General features: G+C 70.8%; 20 protein-coding genes. 14 read left to right on the top strand and 6 right to left on the bottom strand.

What is annotated here, in order from left to right; all coding sequences use genetic code 11:
* Nucleotides 1-35 precede the first annotated feature (35 nt).
* The 7 genes from nadB to bioF all read left to right on the top strand — a co-directional run bounded on the left by nadB (nt 36) and on the right by bioF (nt 6,366).
* Nucleotides 36-1,625, top strand: a complete 1,590-nt coding sequence (gene nadB, locus AC07PF_RS19110; protein ID WP_494612877.1) for an L-aspartate oxidase — start codon at nt 36-38, stop codon at nt 1,623-1,625.
* Between the two features lie 12 nt (nt 1,626-1,637).
* On the top strand, nt 1,638-2,276 hold the full coding sequence (gene queE / locus AC07PF_RS19105; RefSeq protein WP_145695609.1) for a 7-carboxy-7-deazaguanine synthase: 639 nt from the start codon (nt 1,638-1,640) through the stop codon (nt 2,274-2,276).
* A gap of 24 nt (nt 2,277-2,300) precedes the next feature.
* Nucleotides 2,301-2,675: a 6-carboxytetrahydropterin synthase gene (locus AC07PF_RS19100; RefSeq protein ID WP_007856389.1), complete on the top strand. Its 375-nt coding sequence runs from the start codon at nt 2,301-2,303 to the stop codon at nt 2,673-2,675.
* 70 nt (nt 2,676-2,745) lie between these two features.
* On the top strand, nt 2,746-3,126 hold the full coding sequence (panD, locus tag AC07PF_RS19095) for an aspartate 1-decarboxylase (RefSeq protein ID WP_494604251.1): 381 nt from the start codon (nt 2,746-2,748) through the stop codon (nt 3,124-3,126).
* A 5-nt stretch (nt 3,127-3,131) separates the two neighbouring features.
* Nucleotides 3,132-4,475, top strand: a complete 1,344-nt coding sequence (bioA, locus tag AC07PF_RS19090; protein ID WP_494613004.1) for an adenosylmethionine--8-amino-7-oxononanoate transaminase — start codon at nt 3,132-3,134, stop codon at nt 4,473-4,475.
* The gene (gene bioD / locus AC07PF_RS19085; RefSeq protein WP_494612876.1) at nt 4,475-5,149 is read left to right on the top strand and encodes a dethiobiotin synthase; all 675 of its coding nucleotides are present in this window, start codon (nt 4,475-4,477) and stop codon (nt 5,147-5,149) included. Before bioA ends, bioD begins: the two co-directional genes overlap by 1 nt.
* Nucleotides 5,146-6,366, top strand: coding sequence for an 8-amino-7-oxononanoate synthase (bioF, locus tag AC07PF_RS19080; protein ID WP_494612875.1), 1,221 nt, complete (start codon nt 5,146-5,148; stop codon nt 6,364-6,366). Before bioD ends, bioF begins: the two co-directional genes overlap by 4 nt.
* A 182-nt stretch (nt 6,367-6,548) precedes the next feature.
* On the opposite strand, the gene AC07PF_RS19075 is transcribed toward bioF, so the two are convergent.
* On the bottom strand, nt 6,549-7,307 hold the full coding sequence (locus AC07PF_RS19075; RefSeq protein ID WP_494612874.1) for a carbonic anhydrase: 759 nt from the start codon (nt 7,305-7,307) through the stop codon (nt 6,549-6,551).
* A 302-nt stretch (nt 7,308-7,609) separates the two neighbouring features.
* On the opposite strand from AC07PF_RS19075, the gene AC07PF_RS19070 reads away from it, so the two are divergent.
* The 5 genes from AC07PF_RS19070 to AC07PF_RS19050 all read left to right on the top strand — a co-directional run bounded on the left by AC07PF_RS19070 (nt 7,610) and on the right by AC07PF_RS19050 (nt 11,881).
* Entirely contained in the window at nt 7,610-8,212 is a 603-nt protein-coding gene (locus AC07PF_RS19070) for a response regulator transcription factor (protein ID WP_494612873.1), read from the top strand.
* Nucleotides 8,213-10,000, top strand: a complete 1,788-nt coding sequence (locus AC07PF_RS19065; protein ID WP_494612872.1) for an ATP-binding response regulator — start codon at nt 8,213-8,215, stop codon at nt 9,998-10,000.
* 115 nt (nt 10,001-10,115) lie between these two features.
* Nucleotides 10,116-10,511 (top strand): MAPEG family protein, encoded by a 396-nt coding sequence (locus AC07PF_RS19060; RefSeq protein ID WP_494612871.1) that lies wholly within the window; start codon nt 10,116-10,118, stop codon nt 10,509-10,511.
* Complete coding sequence (locus AC07PF_RS19055) at nt 10,499-11,431, top strand: alpha/beta fold hydrolase (protein WP_494612870.1); 933 nt, start codon at nt 10,499-10,501, stop codon at nt 11,429-11,431. Before AC07PF_RS19060 ends, AC07PF_RS19055 begins: the two co-directional genes overlap by 13 nt.
* Before the next feature lie 90 nt (nt 11,432-11,521).
* A complete protein-coding gene (locus AC07PF_RS19050; RefSeq protein ID WP_494604238.1) occupies nt 11,522-11,881 on the top strand; it encodes a 5-carboxymethyl-2-hydroxymuconate Delta-isomerase in 360 nt (119 codons plus the stop codon).
* 210 nt (nt 11,882-12,091) lie between these two features.
* On the opposite strand, the gene AC07PF_RS19045 is transcribed toward AC07PF_RS19050, so the two are convergent.
* From AC07PF_RS19045 to nadC, 4 genes are all read right to left on the bottom strand, one after another.
* The gene (locus AC07PF_RS19045; protein WP_494612869.1) at nt 12,092-13,156 is read right to left on the bottom strand and encodes a porin; all 1,065 of its coding nucleotides are present in this window, start codon (nt 13,154-13,156) and stop codon (nt 12,092-12,094) included.
* 261 nt (nt 13,157-13,417) lie between these two features.
* Entirely contained in the window at nt 13,418-15,196 is a 1,779-nt protein-coding gene (locus AC07PF_RS19040) for a chorismate-binding protein (RefSeq protein WP_494612868.1), read from the bottom strand.
* Between the two features lie 71 nt (nt 15,197-15,267).
* Complete coding sequence (nadA, locus tag AC07PF_RS19035) at nt 15,268-16,407, bottom strand: quinolinate synthase NadA (protein ID WP_494612867.1); 1,140 nt, start codon at nt 16,405-16,407, stop codon at nt 15,268-15,270.
* Nucleotides 16,404-17,276 carry a carboxylating nicotinate-nucleotide diphosphorylase gene (gene nadC / locus AC07PF_RS19030; protein ID WP_007856406.1) on the bottom strand — a complete coding sequence of 291 codons (873 nt, stop codon included), beginning with the start codon at nt 17,274-17,276 and terminating at the stop codon, nt 16,404-16,406. Before nadC ends, nadA begins: the two co-directional genes overlap by 4 nt.
* Nucleotides 17,277-17,374: 98 nt before the next feature.
* Here nadC and panB point away from each other — a divergent pair, with 98 nt between their 5' ends.
* Both panB and panC read left to right on the top strand, forming a co-directional pair.
* Nucleotides 17,375-18,256, top strand: coding sequence for a 3-methyl-2-oxobutanoate hydroxymethyltransferase (gene panB / locus AC07PF_RS19025; RefSeq protein ID WP_007856408.1), 882 nt, complete (start codon nt 17,375-17,377; stop codon nt 18,254-18,256).
* Between the two features lie 72 nt (nt 18,257-18,328).
* A complete protein-coding gene (panC, locus tag AC07PF_RS19020) occupies nt 18,329-19,171 on the top strand; it encodes a pantoate--beta-alanine ligase (protein WP_494612866.1) in 843 nt (280 codons plus the stop codon).
* Between the two features lie 138 nt (nt 19,172-19,309).
* On the opposite strand, the gene AC07PF_RS19015 is transcribed toward panC, so the two are convergent.
* Nucleotides 19,310-19,825, bottom strand: a 516-nt coding sequence (locus tag AC07PF_RS19015) for a transposase (protein ID WP_494612865.1), incomplete at its 5' end; no start/stop codon positions are given.

Below are 19,825 nucleotides of genomic sequence, written 5' to 3'. Positions count from 1 at the left end.
CGGGCGGCCATGGCCTCCATTCACCCCTGCAAGCCATGGCATCTCACGACTTCGACGTTCTCATCGTAGGCAGCGGCCTCGCCGGTCTCTCCGCGGCCCTGCACCTGGCGCCCACGCACCGCGTGGCCGTGATCACCAAGCGCCAGTTGCACGACGGTGCCAGCGGCTGGGCCCAGGGCGGCATCGCCGCCGTGCTGGCCGACGGGGACAGCTTCGGCGCCCACGTGGACGACACCCTGGTGGCCGGCGCCGGCCTGTGCGACCTGGCCGCCACGCGCTTCGTGGTGGAGAACGCGCCCGAGGCCATTGCCTGGCTGCAGCAGCTGGGCGTGCCGTTTTCGCTGGAGGACGGCGCCCTGCACCTCACGCGCGAAGGCGGCCACAGTGCGCGGCGCATCGTGCACGCCACCGATGCCACGGGCGCGGCCGTGCAGCGCACCCTGATCGACGTGGTACGCGCCACGCCGGGCATCACCCTGTTCGAGCAGCACACGCTGGTGGACCTGATCAGCGCGCGCAAGCTCGGCGCCAAGGGATCCGACCGGTGCCTCGGCCTGTATGCCCTCGACGAAGCCACCGACGAGGTCATCACCTTCCGCGCGCCGCAGACCATTCTGGCCACGGGCGGCGCCGGCAAGGTCTACCTGTACACCACCAACCCCGACACCGCCACGGGCGACGGCATCGCGGCCGCCTGGCGCGCAGGCTGCCGCGTGGCGAACCTGGAGTTCATCCAGTTCCACCCGACCTGCCTGTACCACCCGCACGCCAAGTCGTTCCTGATCACCGAGGCCGTGCGCGGCGAGGGCGGCCTGCTCAAGCTGCCCGCAGCGGCCGGCGGCACGCGCTTCATGCCCCAGCACGACGAGCGCGCCGAACTGGCGCCGCGCGACGTGGTGGCCCGCGCCATCGACTACGAGATGAAGCGCCATGGCCTCGATTGCGTGCACCTCGATATCTCGCACCAGAGCCCGGCCTTCCTGCAGGAGCACTTTCCCAACATCCTGGCGCGCTGCGCCGAGCTCGGGATCGACATCACCAAGGAACCGATCCCCGTGGTGCCAGCCGCGCACTACACCTGCGGCGGCGTGCTCACCGACCTGGCGGGCCGCACCGACCTGCCCGGCCTGTTCGCCATCGGCGAGACGGCCTGCACCGGCCTGCACGGCGCCAACCGCCTGGCCAGCAACTCGCTGGTCGAATGCATGGTGTTCGCACGCGCGGCCGCACAGGCCATCGCCGCGGCCCCCGCGGTGGAACTGCCCGCACTGCCGCAATGGGACGACAGCCGCGTGACCGACGCCGACGAGTGCGTGGTCATCTCGCACAACTGGGACGAGCTGCGCCGCTTCATGTGGGACTACGTGGGCATCGTGCGCACCAACAAACGCCTGGACCGCGCGGCCCACCGCATCGCGCTGCTGCAGGGCGAGATCCACGAGTTCTACTCGCACTTCCACGTCACGCGCGACCTGCTGGAGCTGCGCAACCTGGTGCAGGTGGCCGAGCTCATCGTGCGCAGCGCACAGATGCGCCGCGAGAGCCGGGGCCTGCACTTCAGCCGCGACTACCCCGAGCTGGCCGCCCCCGCCGCGCCTACAATCCTGGTGCCACCGGTGGCCTGAGGGCCTGAACCCATGACCTACAGCGTCAAGGAAATCTTCTACACCCTGCAGGGCGAGGGCGGGCAGGCAGGCATGCCCGCCGTGTTCTGCCGCTTTGCGGGCTGCAACCTGTGGAGTGGCCGCGAGGCCGACCGCGCCAGCGCCATCTGCCGTTTCTGCGACACCGACTTCGTGGGCACCGACGGCACCCTGGGCGGCAAGTTCGCCGATGCCGATGCCCTGGCCGAGCGCATTGCCGCCCAGTGGCCAGCGCACGATGCGGCGCATCGCCTGGTGGTGCTCACCGGTGGCGAGCCCCTGCTGCAGGTGGATGCGGCGCTGATCGAGGCCCTGCACGCGCGGCGCTTTCGCATTGCCGTGGAGACCAACGGCAGCGTGGCCGCGCCGCCGGGCATCGACTGGCTGTGCGTGAGCCCCAAGGCCGGCGCACCCTGGGTGCAGCAGCAGGGCCAGGAACTCAAGCTCGTCTGGCCCCAGGCCGGCATGGACCTGGCGGCCATTGCCGCCACCGGGCAGTTCGCCCAGCGCTTCCTGCAGCCCATGGACGGGCCCGACCAGGCCGCCCACATCGCCCTGTGCATCGCCACCTGCATGGAGCAGCCCGCCTGGCGGCTGAGCCTGCAGACCCACAAGATCAGCGGCATCCGCTAGTCCCCTGCTCCTCTTCTTCCTGCCATGCAGTTCACGATTTCCCAGCGCTTCTTCTTCGACGCGGCCCACACCCTGCGCCGCGAGATCGAGGCCGAAGGCAGCCGCCGCATCCACGGCCACACCTACCACGCCGAGGTCTCGCTCAGCGGCCCGCGCGACCCCGCCACCGGCATGGTGCTGGACCTGGGCCTGCTGCGCCGGGGGCTGGACGTGGTGCGCGAGCAGCTCGACCACCACATGCTCGACGAGGTGCCCGGCCTGGGCATTCCCACGCTCGAAAACCTGTGCCTGTTCATCGCCCAGGCCCTGCCTGCCGAGCTGCGCCCGCGCGTGAGCCGCGTGCGCGTGTGGCGCGAGGCGCTGGGCGACAGCTGCGCGCTCGACTTCACACCGCCCTGAGCTCCCGCTCACGCCTGCCTGGCAGGCGCCTGCCAACACCTCCCTGACTTCAACCCGAGGAAGAAGCCCGATGTTCCGCACCCTGCTCAAATCCAAGATCCACCGCGTGGCCGTGACCCAGTGCGAGCTGCACTACGAGGGCTCGTGCGCCATCGACGAAGACCTGCTCGATGCAGCCAACATCGCCGAGAACGAGCAGATCCACATCTGGAACATCAACAACGGCGAGCGCTTCGTCACCTATGCCATCAAGGGCCAGCGCGGCAGCGGCATGATTTCAGTCAACGGCTCGGCCGCACGCCGCGCCAGCCAGGGCGACCTGGTCATCATTGCCGCCTTTGCCCAGGTGCACGAGGAGCAGGTGGCCGGCCACGTGCCGCAACTGGTGTTCGTGGACGGGCACAACCGCCAGACCGCGCTGCGCCACGCCGTTCCCACACAGGCGCTGTGAGCACGATGGCAGCCGCTGCACCGACCACCACTGGCGGGGGCCTGGTCGCCCGCAGCCTGGCCCATGTCTGGCACCCCTGCACGCAGATGAAGCGGCACGAGGCCCAGCCGCCCGTGGCCATCGCCCGCGCGCAAGGCCCCTGGCTCTACGGCACCGATGGCCGGCGCTACCTCGACGGCATCAGCTCCTGGTGGGTCAACCTCTTCGGCCACAGCCACCCGCACATCAAGGCCGCCCTCGCCGACCAGATGGAGCGGCTGGACCATGTGATGCTGGCCGGCTTCACGCACGCCCCGGTGGTCGAACTGTCGGAGCGCCTGGGCGCACTCACGGGCCTGGGCCATGCGTTCTATGGCAGCGACGGCGCGGCCGCCACCGAGATCGCGCTGAAGATGAGCGCCCACTACTGGCGCAACACGGGCCGCCCGGGCAAGAGCCGCTTCGTGGGACTGGCCGGTGGCTACCACGGCGAGACCGTGGGGGCGCTGGCGGTGACCGACATCGCGCTGTTCCGCGAGGCCTATGCCCCGCTGGTGCGCCTGGCCGCCACCGTGCCCAGCCCCGATGCGCGCGCCGCAGCACCGGGCGAGACACCCGCGGACGTGGCCCGGCGCAGCGCCGCCGCGCTCGAGGCCTGGCTGGCCGAGCACCATGCCGACACCGCCGCGCTCATCGTGGAGCCCCTGGTGCAGTGCGCGGCCGGCATGGCCCTGCACGACCCCGAATACCTGCGCCTGGCGCGCGCGCTGTGCGACCGCTACGAGGTGCACCTGGTGGTGGACGAGATCGCCACCGGCTTCGGCCGCACGGGCAGCATGTTCGCGCACCAGCAGGCCGGCATCCGGCCCGACTTCATCTGTCTGTCCAAGGGCCTCACGGGCGGCACCTTGCCGCTGTCGGCGGTGCTGACCACGGACACGGTGTACCAGGCCTTCTATGCCGACGAGGTGGCGCGCGGCTTTCTGCACTCGCACTCGTACACCGGCAACCCGTTGGCCTGCCGCGCGGCCCTGGCCACGCTGGAGCTGTTCGACCAGCTGGATGCGCTGAACGCCAACCGGGCCCTGGCGCAGCGCATCGACACCGCCTGCGCGCCCCTGGCCCGCCACCCGCGCGTGCGCCATGCGCGCCGCCTGGGCATGGTCTGGGCCTGGGACATCGAAACCACCCTGCCCGACTTTTCGCGCCGCTACCACCAGCACGCCATGGCCGGCGGCCTGGTGCTGCGCCCCATCGGCAACACGCTGTATGCCATGCCGCCCTATGTGCTCGATGGCGAGGCCATCGACTGCCTGGCCAGCGGTGCGCTCGGCGCGCTCGATGCCACCCTGAACGAGGAGACCTGCTGATGGCGATCGCATGTTTTGTGACCGGTACCGATACCGGCGTGGGCAAGACGCTGGTGTCCGCGGGCCTGCTGCACGCGCTGGCACGGCACCACCGCCGCGTGGTCGGCATGAAGCCGGTGGCCGCGGGCGTCGTGCCCTGGGACGGCGACTGGGCCAGCGAAGACGCCATCGCGCTGCGCGCGGCCTCCACCGTGGCCGTGCCGGCGGCGCTGGACAACCCGGTGCTGCTGCCCGACCCGCTGTCGCCGCACATCGCGGCGGCACGCGCGGGCGTGCAGATCGACATCGCGGCCATCGTGCGCAGCTACCAGGCCCTGGCGGCCGAGGCCGATGCGGTGGTGGTCGAGGGTGCCGGGGGCTTTCACGTGCCGCTGTCGGACACCGCGACCGGCGCCGACCTGGCCCAGGCCCTGGCCCTGCCCGTGGTGCTGGTGGTGGGCCTGCGCCTGGGCTGCCTGAACCATGCGCTGCTGACGGCCGAGGCCGTGCGCGCGCGCGGCCTCACGCTGGCCGGCTGGGTGGCCAACCGCGTGGACCCCGCGATGCTGGCCGCGGACGAGAACATCGCCTACCTGCGCGCGCGGCTGCAGGCGCCCTTGCTGGCCGAGGTGCCGCACCAGGCCGTACCCGAGGCGCGCAGCCTTGTCTTCGAACTGCCCGGGGACTGGCAATGAACGCGCCGGCAGCCTCCTGGCTCGACGAGATTCCGGCGCGGCTGGCGGACATCGAGCGCGCCCACCTGCTGCGCCGCCGCCGCGTGGTACAGCCCGCGGGCGGCGCCCGGCTGCTGGTGGACGGGCAGCCCATGCTGGCCTTTTGCAGCAACGACTACCTGGGCCTGGCCGGTCACCCGGCGCTGGCCGAGGCCGCGCGCGAGGCCACGCACCGCTTTGGCGTGGGCTCGGGCGGCTCGCCCCTGGTCAGCGGGCACAGCGCCGCCAACGCGGCGCTGGAGCAGGAGCTGGCCGCCTTCGTGCAGTTGCCGCGCGCCCTGTACTTCTACGCCGGCTATGCCACCAACACCGGCATCATCCCGGCGCTGGTGGGCGACGGCGATGCGCTGTTCTCCGACGCGCTCAACCACGCCTGCCTGATCGACGGTGCACGCCTGTCGCGCGCCACCATCCACCGCTACCCGCATGCCGACCTGGCGGCGCTGGAGGCGGCCCTGGCGGCCAGCCCCGCGCGGCGCAAGCTGGTGGTCAGCGACGCGGTGTTCAGCATGGACGGCGACCTCATCGACATCCCGGCGCTGCTGGCGCTGTGCGAGCGCTTCGATGCCCTGCTGCTGCTCGACGACGCCCATGGCTTCGGCGTGCTAGGGCCACAGGGGCGCGGCAGCCTGGCGCAGGCCGGCCTCACCGGGGCCGCCGCATCGCGGCGGGTGCTCTACATGGCGACGCTGGGCAAGGCCGCCGGCGTGGCCGGGGCCTTCGTCGCAGGCGATGCCGCGCTGATCGAATGGCTGCTGCAGAAGACGCGCACCTACATCTTCGCCACGGCCGCCCCGCCGCTGCTGGCCAGCGCCCTGAGCAAGAGCCTGGGGCTGATCGCGGCGGCCGATGACCGGCGCCAGCAGCTCAGCGCGCGCATCGCGCAGCTGCGCAGCGGGCTGGCCACCCTGCCGGCTGCGCTGGGCTGGCACCTGCTGCCCTCGGATACCGCCGTGCAGGCGCTGGTGATCGGCAGCAACGAGGCCGCGCTGGCGGTGATGGAAAGCCTGCGCGCAGACGGCCTGTGGGTGCCCGCGATCCGCCCGCCGACGGTGCCGGCCGGCACGGCGCGGCTGCGCATTGCGCTGTCGTCCGCGCACACCGCAGAAGACGTCGATCTGCTGCTGCAGGCGCTGCACCGGCACGCGGCAGAGTGCACTACGACAGCGCAGACCTGAGGTCTCACGCCCCGGGCGCTGCGCGTGAAACTGGCCCAGCCGAAGCCAGTGCTCCCGTGCAAGGGCCGCCAAGCTGCGGATGCGGCGCTTCGCTTGCGTGCACCGGGAGCGTCCCCCTCCCAGATTGCGAAGCAATATGAGAGAGGGGTGAAGGCGCGAAGCGACTCAGGGGGTGTTTCTTCCTACGTGCTTTCCTTGACCACGCGCCCGTGCAGAGGCTGCAAGGGGCGCGCATTGGCGCTGTAGACCTTGCGGAAGGCCTTGATCTGCTGCGCGCTGAGCTTGACGGGCTCCTTGAGCACCATCCACTGCACGCCTTCCGAGCACGGCGGCGTGGTCAGCGAACCCTCGAAGCTGTAGTAACCGTGCTTTTCCGGCAGCAGGGCCGCGGGATGCAGCGCCAGGCCATCGACCGTGACCTGCTCGCCCACGCGCGGCAGGTGCGCGAAGATGGGTTCCCAGGCCTGGTTCTTCTTGTTGCCCGGCTGGATCAGCACGGCCACCACGCCCAGGCCGCCGTCCTCGCCCTTGTGCACGAAGTGGGCGACCATCGCTGCGCGCTTGCCACCCACGGCCTCCTCGCTGGGCGTATGGAAGTGGAACTGCAGCAGCTCCAGGGTTTTGCCGCCCACCACCAGCTTGCTGCCGGCCGGCACGTTGACCTGCACCGTGTGGCCGTTGTTGACCAGCGTGGGGGCCCCGGATGCGTACTGGAAGTCGAGCGCCGGCAAGGCCTCCTTGACCGTCTTGCGGATGTCGACAGGGCTCTGGGCCGTGCCGCGGGCACAGGCCTCGAAGCCCTGTTCGAGCGCGCCCCAATGGGCTGCGCCATGCTTGCCCTTGTACTCCCAGTGCGCGTGCGGGCCCTGGGCATTCGCCAGGGTGGCACACAGCGCAAGGCAGGCAAAGGTCACGCGTCGAATCAATTTCTGGTGTGTCATGGTTATATTGAAGACGAGGGTGGTAGACACCGCTGCCGCCCGGGGCACGCGCACGCGCACCTTCGGCGTTGTCCAATCGAAAACGGGCGGGCAGGCGGAAGGAGGGTGGTGAAACAACAACGCAAAGAGGCGTGCGCAGCCAGCCTGGAGACCGCACCAGGCTGCCGCGATTCTGTACAGCAACGCCTGGTTGGAGAACCCCGAAGGGGAGAGCCCCTTGCCCCATGTCAACCATAAAGGGCGGCACCAGCGCACGGCCACCCCATGCCGCATCCGCCTTGGCTTGTCACACAATCCGCTCCATGCCCCAACTCCTGCTGGTGGACGACCACCCCCTGTTCTGCGTCGGCTTTGCCCACGCGCTGGCCCATGCCTGGCCGGGCGCCCAGGTGGACACCGCCGCCACGCTGGACGCGGGCCTGCAGGCCGCCGCCAGCCGGCCGGGGCTGGACATCGTGCTGCTCGACCAGCGCCTGGGAGCCCGCAGCGGGCTGCAGGGGCTGGCGCTTTTTGCCCGGCAGTTCCCGCTGGTGGCCCGGGTGCTGATCTCGGGCGACGAGGACCCGGCCCTGCAGGCGGCCGCGCGGGACGCGGGTGCCAGCGGCTTCCTCGGCAAGTCGCAGCCCGTGCACGCCATGGCCGCCGCACTGGCCACCGTCGCAGCCGGGGGGCTGGTGTTCGGCCCGCTGCCCGCGGCAGCCGCGGATGGGTCGGCAGGCCCCACGGCGCGGCAGATGGAAGTGCTGCTGCTGGTGGCCCAGGGCCAGCCCAACAAGCGCATCGCGCAGGTGCTGGGCATTGCCGAGCGCACCGTCAAGCTGCATGTCACGGCGCTGCTCGGCGCACTGCAGGCACGCAATCGCACGCACCTGGTGGCGCTGGCGCGCGAGAAAGGGCTGCTCTAGATGGCCGCAGTGGCGCCCGGCGCGCCGCCCGACGCCCAGGCGCTGGACACGCTGTACCGGGGCGCGCCCCTGTCCGCGCTGGTGGGCGTGGTGGAGGCCTTTTTCCTGAGCGTGCTGTTCTGGCGCGAGGTGCCGGCCACCGCCATTGCGCTCTGGCTGGCGGCGTTTGTGGCCGTGCGCGGCCTGCGCATCGCCCTGGGCATGGCCTACCGCCGCAGCCCCGCGGCACCCGGCGCGCGCCCCGCCTTCTGGGCACGCTGGGTGGTGGTGAGCGCACTGGCGCAAGCCCTGGCCTGGGGCATCGGCAGCTGGGTGCTGCTGGCGCCCGCCAACCTGGTGGCCGAGGTGGCCCTGCACATCGGCCTGGCCGCCGTCGTGCTGGGCAGCGTGGCCCACCTGGCCCACCACCTGCCCGCGCTGGCGGCCTATGCGGCGGGCGTGTTCGGCCCGCTGGCGGCGCGCGACCTGTTCGTGGCGCAGCCGCTGCACACCCTGCTGGCGCTGGGTGCCGTGCTGATGGGGCTGTATGTCTGGCATGCCGGCCGGGCCCAGGCCCGCACCATCGCGCAGGCGGCCGCCCAGCAGCACGAGCGCCAGGAGCTGATTGCCGCATTGCAGCGCGAGAACGAGGCCACGCGGCTGGCGCGCCAGGAGGCCGAGGCAGCCCATGCCTCCAAGGCGCAGTTCCTCGCCGCCGTGGGCCATGACCTGCGCCAGCCGCTCAACGCCATGCAGCTGCTGGCCTACACGCTGCAGCAGCCCGCACCACGCGAACGGGTCGAATACCTGACCGCCACCCTGATGGAATGCGCGGCGAGCATGAGCGCGCTGGTGGAAGGTCTTCTGGAGCTGTCGCGGCTGGACGCCCGCTCCATCACGCCCCGCCCGGCGCGCTTTGCGCTGCAGTCGCTGTTCGACGAGCTGGCGGGCACCTTCGCGGTGCAGGCCCAGGCCAAGGGCCTGGTGTTCAGCGTGCAGCCCGGCAGCGTGCACGTGCAGGGCGACCGCGCCCTGCTGGCACGGGTGCTGTCCAACCTGGTCTCCAACGCCATCCGCTACACGCCGGCAGGCTTCGTGCGGCTGCAGGCCAGCATGCACGGCGCCCTGGTGGAGGTGAGCGTGGAGGACTCGGGCGTGGGCATCGATGCCGCCGAGCTGCCCCACATCTTCGACGAGCACTACCAGGTCGGCCACCCGGGGCGCGAGCGCGACCAGGGGCTGGGCCTGGGGCTGGCGACGGCCAGGCGCCTGTGCGCCCTGCTCGGCCTGGAACTGGGCGTGCAGTCGCAGCCCGGCCAGGGCAGCCGCTTCGCCCTGCGCCTGCCGCTGGCGCCCGAAGCGCCGGCCGTGCCCGCAAGCCTGCCGATGGCTACGGCAGCCCCTCAGGATGCCAGGCCGCGGCCGCCGCCCGCGCCGGCCGCGCAGCGGGTGCTGGTGCTGGAGGACGACGCGGGCTCGCGCAGGGCCCTCACCGAGGTGTTGCAGGGCTGGGGCTGCGAGGTCACGGCGGCGGCCAGCCTACAGGAGGCGCTGCAGCAGCCGTGGCCTGCGCATGCGCAGCCCGACGCCCTGGTGGTGGACTGGCACCTGCCGCAGGGCATAGACGGGTTCGACGCCATCGCGGCCCTGCGCAGCGCCATCGGCCATGCCGTGCCGGCCCTGCTGGTCACTGCCGAGGCCACCCCCGACCTGCAGGCCCGCGCCGCAGCCGCCGGCCTGCCGCTGCTGCCCAAGCCGATCGCACCCATGAAGCTGCGCGCCTTCCTGCAAAGCCACGCGGCCGCGTGAGCCCGGTGGTGCGGCCAGGACCACCACCCCACCTGCCCTTTGGTGCTATTGGCAGCAGGACACGGGCTTTCTAAGCTTGGGCGAATCCTTGTCACGGTTCGCACCCTTGCACCCAATGCCTCCATCCCTCACGATCGCATCGGCCACCCTGGCGGCACTGGCCCTGCTGCTCACCGCCCTGTCCCTGCAGGTCTCGCGCCTGCGCATGCACCACCGCCAGACCTGGGGCGATGGCGGGCACAAGGACCTGGCCGTGGCGGTGCGCACGCACGGCAACACGCTGGAGCAGTCGCTGCTGTTCGGCCTGCTGCTGCTGGCGCTCGTACAGGCCGGCGGCACCGGGCCCACCACCCTGGCCGCGGTCTGCAGCGTGTTCGTGCTGGCGCGCCTGCTCTATTGCACGGCGGCCTTCGGTCGCCGCCTGCCCTGGCGACAGGCAGCCCATGCGCTGACCCTGCTGTGCCAGCTGGCGGCCACCCTGCTCCTGGTGCGCGCGGCATGGACCAACTGACCCCCGCCCTGCGGCACTGGCACGGCCAGGGCCGGTTCATCACCGTGCGCGGCCAGCGCCTCTTCGTTGCCGAGGCGGGCCGGGGCAGCAGCTTGCTGCTGGTCCATGGCTACCCCACGAGTTCCTACGACTGGCATGGCGTGTGGAACGCGCTGGCGGCGCGCTACCACGTGATCGCCCCCGACCTGCTGGGCATGGGCTTTTCGGACAAGCCGCCAGAGCACGCCTACCGCCTGCAGGACCATGCCGATCTGCTCGACGCCCTGCTCGCGCAACAGGGCGTGGAAAGCTGCCACATCATCGCCCACGACCTGGGGGTGAGCGTCGCGCAGGAGATGCTGGCGCGCCGTCTGGAGCAGCCGCAGGCGGGCTGCCGCATCGAATCGCTGGTATTGCTCAATGGCGGCGTGTGCCCCGAGGCGTACGCACCGCGCCCGATACAGCACCTGCTCTCGTCCCCGCTGGGCCGGTGGGTGGGACCGCGCATTCCGCGGCGTGCATTCGAGCGCACGGTGGCGGGCCTGTTCGGGCCGCGCACGCAGCCCGCGGCCGCGCTGCTCAATGACTTCTGGGCCCTGCTCAACCATGGCCAGGGGCGGCGCATTTCGCACCAGCTGGGGCGTTTCTACATCGAGCGCATGGCCCTGCGCGATCGCCTGGTGGCGCCGCTGGTGGCCCGGGCCGTGCCCGTGCGCCTGATCAACGGCAGCGCCGACCCCAACTCGGGCGCCCACATGGCCCGGCGCTACCGCGAGGTGGTGCCGCATGCGGACGTGGTGGCGCTCGACGGCATCGGCCACTGGCCGCAGATCGAGGCCCCCATGGCCATGCTGCGCGCGCTGCATGGCTTCCTGCAGTCCATCGAGGCACCGGTGGGGCTTGCACCGGACGACGCCGACGCCCTCCCGATAAGCCGATAAACTGGCGGGCCCTGCGCCGCGCACACCTGCGGCGTCTTCGCTCACCGCACCGGCCACCGGCCGGGTGCACCGATTTTTCGTGGAACCACCATGCCCCATCTCATCGTCGAGTACTCCGGCAACCTGCCGCACTACCCCGAGGCCGAAGCGCTGACCGCGCTCAATGCCGCGCTGTGCGCCCACCCCCAGGTGCTGGACGAGCTGGACCTCAAGACCCGCTTCGTGGTGGCCGACAGTTTCGAGATCGGCACCGCACCGGCGCAGCGCGCCTTCGTGCATGCGCAGCTGCGCGTGCTCTCGGGCCGCACGCCCGAGGCCAAGAAGGAGCTGTCGGACCTGATCGCCGGCGTGCTGCGCCAGCTCACGCCCAAGCCCCAGGGCGTGCTGGTGCAGCTGAGCGTGGAGATCGTGGACATGGACCGCGGCTCGTACGCCAAGGAAAAGCTGTAGGAACCTGTTCAGGTTCATGGCACCTGCCCTGCCGGGCAGCCCCCAACGACAAAGCCGCCCAGGGCATGGCCCTGGGCGGCTTTGTCGTTCCTGTCGCGGAGGAAAAGTCCGTGCTGCGCCCCCCTCGCATCCCCACCAGGTGGAAGGCGCACAGCACGGACCTGGAACCGGGCCACCCGCTGCAACAGGTGGTCCGGCCCCTAGCCTCCGTCAGAACGTGTGGCGCACGCCGAACTCGTAGCCGGTCACGTCGTTGCCGGCACCGATGGTCGGGCTGCCCAGCGACGAGGACGACACGGCCAGGCCGCGCGTGGCAGCGCGGTCGTTGCTGATGCGCGCCACGGTGGCGTACAGCTGCGTGCGCTTGGACAGGTTGTGGCCGTAGCCGATGGCGAACTTCTGCGAGTCGGCGTTGTTCACGTCCTTGCGCTTGAAGTTGACGTACGAGGCACGCAGCTCGCCTACGCCCAGCGGCACCGTGGCGCCCAAGGTGTACATGTCCACGCGGCGGCCGTTGCCACGCTCGGTGGCGAACAGGGCCATGGGCTTGACCACGCCGAAGCTGTAGGACACGCCGACGTTGCTGGACTTGTAGTCGACCGCGCTGGCAGTGGCGGCACCGCCGCGCGTCTCGCCGAAGGCCAGGGCCACGTTCAGCGGGCCGTTGGCATAGCCGGCGCGCACGGCCAGGGAGTTGCCCATGCGGTCGTTGACCTGGTTGGACAGCTGCTCGCCCAGGGCGTACTGCAGCTGGCCGTAGAAGCCGCCCAGTTCGGGCAGCAGGTAGTTCAGGCCGTTGCTGGTGCGCTTGGGGGCGCTGCCTTCGGGCGTGCCGGCGGCCGAGGTGGCGCTGCCGACCATGTTGGCGCCGTTGTTGCCGCCCACGCCGGAATCGCCGAAGGGATCGAAAGTCTCGATGTTCAGGTAGGCGGGCGACTTGTCGCGGCCCAGGCGGACTTCACCGAAGCCACCCGAGATGCTCACGGTGGAGCGGCGGTCGAAGCGAAAGCCCGCGGCCGTGCCGTTGTCCGTGGCCAGGCCACCTTCGAGCCAGAAGCCGGCCTTGAGGCCGCCCCCGAGGTCTTCCACGCCGCGAAAGCCCAGGCGGCTGCTGGACTGGCCGCCGCTGGACAGGCCGGTGACGCTGTTGGTGTCGCTGGACATGCGCACCAGCGATGCATCGACCACGCCAAACAGGGTGACGCTGGACTGCGCCTGGGCACCGGCGGCAGCAGCAAGGGTCAGGGCCGCGAGGGCAATGAGTTTGAGTTTCATGGAGTTCACTTCTTCGATATGGGCAGATCACCGGGGCATGGCATGCGGCACGGCACGCATCCCACCGGTCGGCGCCCCGTGGTGGGGAGCTGCGTCCATTAGAAAAAGCCCGTGTGACAGTACTGGGGTAAACCCTTGCACACCCAGCGGAAAATAAGCATGCATAGCAACGCTTGCGCCGCCTGGTGTATACGCACGGAAAGGCGCCCGAGCGCGGGGGTGGGGTGCACGGCGCGCGCCGGCGCGTGCCCGCCCCGCGGTTTAGCTCAGCAGTTGCGCATCGAGCCAGCCGCGCAGGCTGTTGATGAAGGCCCAGCCGTTCACGCGCGGCAGGTCTTGGAGCCGCACCACGGCCTCGGCCACGCGCCCCTCGCGCAGGGCCACGGCACGTCCCACGCCGGGCAGCAGGCCGCAGGCCAGCGGCGGCGTGACCCAGCGGCCGTCCAGGCGCAGGGCGATATTGCCGAAGGTGCCTTCGGTGATCTCGCCCGCCCGGTTCCACAGCACCGTGTCGAGCACGCCGGGTGTGGTGGGTGCAAACGCCGCGTAGTGCGCGCGGCGCGTGGTCTTGTGGCGCACGAACTCGCTGTCGGCCTCGTCGAAGGCGCGGTCGGCCAGGCGCAGGTGCACGGGGGTGGGCGTGGGCTGCAGCGCAAAGGCTTCGGCGCGTGGCGCGCCCCGGCTGTCCAGCAGCAGGCGCACGCGCCAGGCGCCGCTGGCGTGCTGCACCGCCAGCGCCTGCAGGCAGGCCTGTACGCGGGCCAGGTCCCAGGGGTAGCCGAAGTGCGCGGCAGCGACCGCCATGCGGGCCAGGTGGTCGTCCCGGTGGCGCAGTTGCCCATCGACCAGCGCCAGCGTTTCGAGCAGCTCGAACGCGGCACTGGCACGCTCCACGAAGGCGCGCTTGTGGCGCCACTCGTGCCACTCGGCCTCGGCCTCGGCGCCCGAGGTGATGCCGCTGCCGATGCCGCAGGTGGCGGCCACCGCATCGGGCCCCTGGGCCAGCACCACGGTGCGGATGGGCACGTTGAAGGTCGCGGCCACACCGCCCTGGCCCGGTGGCCCGTGCGGGCGCACCACGCCCACGGCGCCGCAGTACACGCCTCGCGGCGCGGGCTCCAGATCGCGGATCAGCTGCATGGCGCGCACCTTGGGCGCGCCCGTGACCGATCCGCAGGGGAACAGGGCCGCGAACACGTCTGTCAGCGTGGTGCCGGCGCGCGTGCGCGCCTGCACGTCGGAAGTCATCTGCCACACCGTGGGCAAGGCCTGGGTGTGGAACAAGCGCGGCACGCGCACGCTGTGCGGCTGCGCGATGCGCGAGATATCGTTGCGCAGCAGGTCCACCACCATCACGTTCTCGGCCCGCTCCTTGGGCGCCGTGCGCAGGTGCTCGGCCTGCGCGGCATCGGCCTCGGGCGTGGCGCCGCGCGGTGCCGTGCCCTTCATCGGGCGGGCGAGGATGTCACCGCCCGCGGCATCGCTGGTCCAGTCGAAGAACAGTTCGGGCGAGACCGACAGCACCTGGGTGCCGCCCGCATCGATGTGCGCGCAGTAGCCCTCGGGCTGGGTGCGGTGCAGCGCCTCGAACAGCGCCTGCGCGCTGCCCCGCGCATGGCCCTGCAGCGGCGCGGTGTAGTTGACCTGGTAGACCTCGCCATCGGCGATGGCCCCCTGGATGCGCGCCAGGCTGGCATCGAACTCGCCGCGCGGCAGGCTGGCCGCCCAGGCAATTTCGGCAGGCCCCTGTTCTGGCGCCTCGTGCGGCCAGGGCAGGGCCGCATCGTGCACGGCAAACCAGGCCAGCGGCCCGTCGGCGCCATGGGTGGCGAGCGCGGCATCGAAGGCCGGCGCCGCTTCGTAGCGCACATAGCCGATGCACCAGGCACCGCCCTGCGCCGCCGCATGCACGGCATCGAGCACGCCACGCACCTCGTGCAGCGCATGCGCCACCAGCACCGCGCGCGGCGGGCCGAACACATGCCGCAGGCGCTGCGCGCCGGGTTCCTGGGGGCGGGTGAAATCGATGCGGGACGGCATGCGGAGGGGAAGGGTCGACTTAGGGCGTGTCATCAGTCATTTCGCGGGGGTGAAATGACTGATGACACGCCCTATGCCGCGCCGATGTGCGGCACCAGCCCCTCGACGGGCTGGCCGCCCTTGAGCGCCGCCGTGAAGGCCAGCATGCGGTCGATGGGTTGGCGCGCGCGCGGAATCAACGCCGGATCCACATGCACCGCGTTGGCACCGGTTTCCAGCACCCGCGCCACGTCGGCCAGGCCGTTCATCGCCATCCAGGGGCAGTGCGCGCAGCTCTTGCAGGTGGCGCTGTTGCCGGCGGTGGGGGCTTCGTAGAAGGTCTTGCCGGGGTTGAGCGTGCGCAGCTTGTGCATCATGCCGTTGTCGGTGGCGACGATGAACTCGCGCGCATCCATCTCGCGCGCGGCTTTGAGGATGGCCGAGGTCGAGCCGACCGCATCGGCCAGGGCCACCACGTCGGCCGGGCTTTCGGGGTGTACCAGCACCTTGGCGCCGGGATGTTCCTTTTTGAGCGCTTCGAGCTCGAAGGCCTTGAACTCGTCGTGCACGATGCAGGCGCCGTTCCAGAACAGCATGTCGGCCCCGGTCTCGCGCTGGATGTAGGCCCCCAGGTGGCGGTCGGGCGCCCACAGGATCTTGTGGCCCGCCGCCTTGAGCGCGCCGACGATCTCGAGCGCGCAGCTCGACGTGACCAGCCAGTCGGCGCGCGCCTTCACGGCCGCGCTGGTGTTGGCATACACCACCACGGTGCGGTCGGGGTGGGCATCGCAGAAGGCGCTGAATTCGTCCACCGGGCAGCCCAGGTCGAGCGAGCAGGTGGCATCGAGGTCGGGCATGAGCACGGTCTTCTCGGGCGAGAGGATCTTGGCCGTCTCGCCCATGAAGCGCACGCCCGAGACCACCAGGGTCTGCGCCGCATGGTCGCGGCCGAAGCGCGCCATCTCCAGCGAATCGCTGACCAGGCCGCCAGTCTCCTCGGCCAGGTCCTGCAGGTCCGGGTGCACGTAGTAGTGCGAGACCATCACGGCGTTCTTCTCCTTGAGCAGGCGGCGGATGCGCTCCTTGAGCGCGGCGCGCTCAACCTGCGAGGGCTCGGGCGGTACGCGGGCCCAGGCGTGCTTGGTCGAGCAGACAGCGCCACCGTCTTCCAGCACCGTGATCGGCTGGTCGTATTCGACGTCGATGCGGTTCAGCGTGGCCGTGGTGCTCATGACAACTCCTGCAGCCGCATCGAGAAGTCGGTGGCCTTGACGTCCTTGGTCAGCGTGCCGATGGAGATGCGGTCCACGCCGGTCTCGGCCAGTTCGCGCAGGCCATCGAGCGTGACGCCGCCCGATATTTCCAGGACGGCGCGGCCCGCGTTGGTGCGCACGGCCTCGCGCAGCAGGGGCAGGGGCATGTTGTCGAGCAGCACCATGGTGGCGCCTGCGTCGAGCGCCTCAGCCAGTTGCTCCAGCGTCTCGACCTCGATCTCGATGAAGGCGGCCCGCGCGCCCACCTGCTGCTGCGCGGCGCGCAGCACGGCGGTGACGCCACCGGCCGCGGCAATGTGGTTTTCCTTGATCAGCACCGCATCGTGCAGGCCGATGCGGTGGTTGGTGCCGCCGCCCACGCGCACCGCGTACTTCTGCGCCAGGCGCAGGCCGGGCAGGGTCTTGCGCGTGTCCACGATGCGCGCACGCGTGCCGGCCACCACGTCGGCGTAGGTGGCCGTCTTGGTGGCCACGGCCGACAGCAACTGCAGAAAGTTGAGCGCCGTGCGCTCGGCGCTGAGCAGCGCGCGCGCGCTGCCCTCGATCTCCAGCACCACCTGGTCGGCGTTGCAGCGCTGGCCCTCGGCCACATGCCAGGTGAGCTGCACGCCGGGGTCCAGGGCCGTGAGGGCCGCCTCCACCCAGGGCGTACCGCAGATCACGGCGGCCTCGCGCGCCAGGATGCGCGCACGGGCGCGGCGCGCAGGGTCGATCAGGCCGGCGGTCAGGTCACCGCTGCCCACGTCTTCTGCCAGGGCACGGGCCACGTCTGCACGGGCCAGGGCTGCCACTTCGGCACTTTTTTCATCGTTGCTGGGATGGGTCATGGGCCGCGAGCATAGCGGCTTCTGGAACCGGGGTTTGGGACACCGCTGTCCCGGCGGCATACACCCTACACTCGCGCAATTTTGTCCAGGGGAGCCCCATGACCGATGCAACGCCTTCCTCCGCCACGCCCTACGGCACGCTGCCACCGGCGTCGCCGCTGCCCCAGCGCCGCCCCCTGAGCCTGCCGCGCCTGGCGCAGATGCGGGCGGCAGGCGAGAAGATGTGCATGCTGACGGCCTACGATGCGACCTTCGCGGCGGTCGCCGATGCCGCGGGCGTGGAATGCATCCTCGTCGGCGATTCGCTGGGCATGGTCTGCCAGGGCCTGCCCAGCACCGTGGGCGTGACACTGGACACCATGGCCTACCACACCGCCAGCGTGGCGCGCGGCCTGCACCGCGTGCAGGGAACGGCCTGGCTGGTGGCCGATCTGCCCTACGGCACGTATGCCGAAAGCCGCGAGCAGGCGCTGCGCAGCGCCTGCGTGCTGATGCAGGCGGGCGCGCACATGGTCAAGCTCGAAGGCGGCGGCTGGACCGCGCCCACGGTGGAGTTCCTGGTGCAGCGCGGCGTGCCGGTCTGCGCCCACCTGGGCCTGACGCCGCAGACGGTGCACGCCCTGGGCGGCTACCGCGTGCAGGGCCGCGGCGACGATGCCGCGCGCACGCTGCGCAAGCAGGCCCACGAGCTGCAGGACGCCGGCGCCGCCATGCTGGTGCTGGAGATGGTGCCCGCGGTGCTGGCCGCCGACCTCACCGGGGAGCTGGCGCACTGCCACACCATCGGCATCGGAGCGGGCAACGGCACGGCCGGCCAGGTGCTGGTGTTGCACGACATGCTGGGCATGAACCTGGGCAAGAACCCGAAGTTCGTCCACAACTTCATGCAGGACGCCGGCAGCGTGCGCGGCGCCATCGAGGCCTATGTGCAGGCCGTCAAGCAGGGGCGCTTTCCCGACAACGCCCTGCATGCCTGGTAGCGGGCGGCCCCTCCCCTCCCTCCGTTTTTGGTTTTCTTCTCGCTTCCCTCTCCTTTTACTCCTGCTTTTTCCATGCTGATCGCCCACACCCTCGACGACCTGCGCCAGGTCCTGGCGCCCTACCGCCGCCCGGCCTTCGTGCCCACCATGGGCAACCTGCACGACGGCCACATCGCCCTGGTCGAGCAGGCGCTGCCGCTGGGTGACGTGACCGTGGCGAGCATCTTCGTGAACCGCCTGCAGTTCCTGCCGCACGAGGATTTCGACAGCTACCCGCGCACCTGGGAGGCCGACTGCAACCGCCTGCAGGCCGCCGGCTGCAAGGTGCTGTTCGCCCCGCGCGAGGCCGACCTGTACCCCGAGCCCCAGACCGTCAAGGTGCACCCCGACCCGGCCCTGGCCGACATGCTGGAGGGCCATTTCCGCCCTGGGTTCTTCACGGGCGTGGCCACGGTGGTGATGAAGCTGTTCGCCTGCGTGCTGGGCCAGAGCGGCGGCACGGCGGTGTTCGGCAAGAAGGACTACCAGCAGTTGATGGTGATTCGCCAGATGGTGCGCCAGTTCGCGCTGCCCATCACCGTGGTGGCCGGCGAGACGACCCGCGCTCCCGACGGCCTGGCCCTGAGTTCGCGCAACGGCTACCTGGGACTGCAGGAGCGGCAGGAGGCGGTGGCCTTGTCGCAGGCCTTGCGCCAGCTGGCTGTGCGCTGGGGGCAGCAGCCATCGAGCGGATTGGAGCTGGAGCAGCAGGCGATGGATGGCTTGCGGGCGCGGGGGTGGCAGCCGGACTACCTGACGGTGCGGCGGCGGGTGGATTTGCAGGCACCCACGGCTGGGGATGCTGTGGGGGCATTGGTGGTGTTGGGGGCGGCGCGGTTGGGGGGGACGCGGTTGATTGATAACTGGGAGTTTTGAGGTCGGATTCCTGGTTCCCCAGTCACCCTTCACTTGTTCTTGATTGAGCCGCATGCCTGGTTGAAGGGCGGAGGCCGGGATGTGCGCCCGGCGGCGCACCTACCTTCTTTTGCTTCGCCAAGAGGGTGTAGAAGAAACCTATTTGAGCCGCCCCAAGAGCATGCGAGCCTGCGCCAGCCAGACCCACGCTGCAGCGTAGAACGGCTTGCGCTCGTGGTGCATCACCAGCCTGCGATTGCGCTCGAGCCACGCATGGGTGCGCTCCACCACCCAGCGCTTCTTGGGCATGGCTGCTGGCTGTTCCTGGCTCCACAGAGACTGCTGTGCATCGTCCCAGCGATGGCGTCCTGTATTGCGCACGATCTGAACCTTCAACTGGTGCGTTTGCTCGATCAGTTGAGCGCATTGCCCAGCGTAGGCACTGTCTGCCCACACGGTCTTGACCGAGCCGTCCGTGCGTTTGCATGCCTGGGCTATCGCCTGGGTCGCTGCTGCCCGATCTGGCACAGCGGCGCTGGTGATCACCACAGCAAGCAACAGGCCCAGCGTGTCCACTACCAGATGGCGCTTGCGCCCCTGCACCTTCTTGCCTGCATCGAAGCCCAGCTCCCCGCCCTGTGGGCTGCCCCGATTGGACTGCGAGTCGATGACGGC

It is taken from the genome of Acidovorax sp. GW821-FHT10A04 (assembly GCF_059415825.1).
Note: the sequence above shows the minus strand (reverse complement) of the source record. Positions and strands in the feature narration are given on the sequence as shown.

Bases quoted from the DNA above. Each gene is read 5' to 3' on its own strand.
- nadC (WP_007856406.1), bottom strand. From the start codon at position 17,276: ATGACCCATCCCAGCAACGATGAAAAAAGTGCCGAAGTGGCAGCCCTG.
- nadB (WP_494612877.1), top strand. From the start codon at position 36: ATGGCATCTCACGACTTCGACGTTCTCATCGTAGGCAGCGGCCTCGCC.
- AC07PF_RS19050 (WP_494604238.1), top strand. From the start codon at position 11,522: ATGCCCCATCTCATCGTCGAGTACTCCGGCAACCTGCCGCACTACCCC.
- panB (WP_007856408.1), top strand. From the start codon at position 17,375: ATGACCGATGCAACGCCTTCCTCCGCCACGCCCTACGGCACGCTGCCA.
- panC (WP_494612866.1), top strand. From the start codon at position 18,329: ATGCTGATCGCCCACACCCTCGACGACCTGCGCCAGGTCCTGGCGCCC.
- AC07PF_RS19055 (WP_494612870.1), top strand. From the start codon at position 10,499: ATGGACCAACTGACCCCCGCCCTGCGGCACTGGCACGGCCAGGGCCGG.
- queE (WP_145695609.1), top strand. From the start codon at position 1,638: ATGACCTACAGCGTCAAGGAAATCTTCTACACCCTGCAGGGCGAGGGC.
- AC07PF_RS19045 (WP_494612869.1), bottom strand. From the start codon at position 13,156: ATGAAACTCAAACTCATTGCCCTCGCGGCCCTGACCCTTGCTGCTGCC.
- AC07PF_RS19065 (WP_494612872.1), top strand. From the start codon at position 8,213: ATGGCCGCAGTGGCGCCCGGCGCGCCGCCCGACGCCCAGGCGCTGGAC.
- AC07PF_RS19060 (WP_494612871.1), top strand. From the start codon at position 10,116: ATGCCTCCATCCCTCACGATCGCATCGGCCACCCTGGCGGCACTGGCC.
- AC07PF_RS19040 (WP_494612868.1), bottom strand. From the start codon at position 15,196: ATGCCGTCCCGCATCGATTTCACCCGCCCCCAGGAACCCGGCGCGCAG.
- panD (WP_494604251.1), top strand. From the start codon at position 2,746: ATGTTCCGCACCCTGCTCAAATCCAAGATCCACCGCGTGGCCGTGACC.
- bioF (WP_494612875.1), top strand. From the start codon at position 5,146: ATGAACGCGCCGGCAGCCTCCTGGCTCGACGAGATTCCGGCGCGGCTG.
- bioA (WP_494613004.1), top strand. From the start codon at position 3,132: ATGGCAGCCGCTGCACCGACCACCACTGGCGGGGGCCTGGTCGCCCGC.
- AC07PF_RS19100 (WP_007856389.1), top strand. From the start codon at position 2,301: ATGCAGTTCACGATTTCCCAGCGCTTCTTCTTCGACGCGGCCCACACC.
- AC07PF_RS19075 (WP_494612874.1), bottom strand. From the start codon at position 7,307: ATGACACACCAGAAATTGATTCGACGCGTGACCTTTGCCTGCCTTGCG.
- AC07PF_RS19070 (WP_494612873.1), top strand. From the start codon at position 7,610: ATGCCCCAACTCCTGCTGGTGGACGACCACCCCCTGTTCTGCGTCGGC.
- bioD (WP_494612876.1), top strand. From the start codon at position 4,475: ATGGCGATCGCATGTTTTGTGACCGGTACCGATACCGGCGTGGGCAAG.
- nadA (WP_494612867.1), bottom strand. From the start codon at position 16,407: ATGAGCACCACGGCCACGCTGAACCGCATCGACGTCGAATACGACCAG.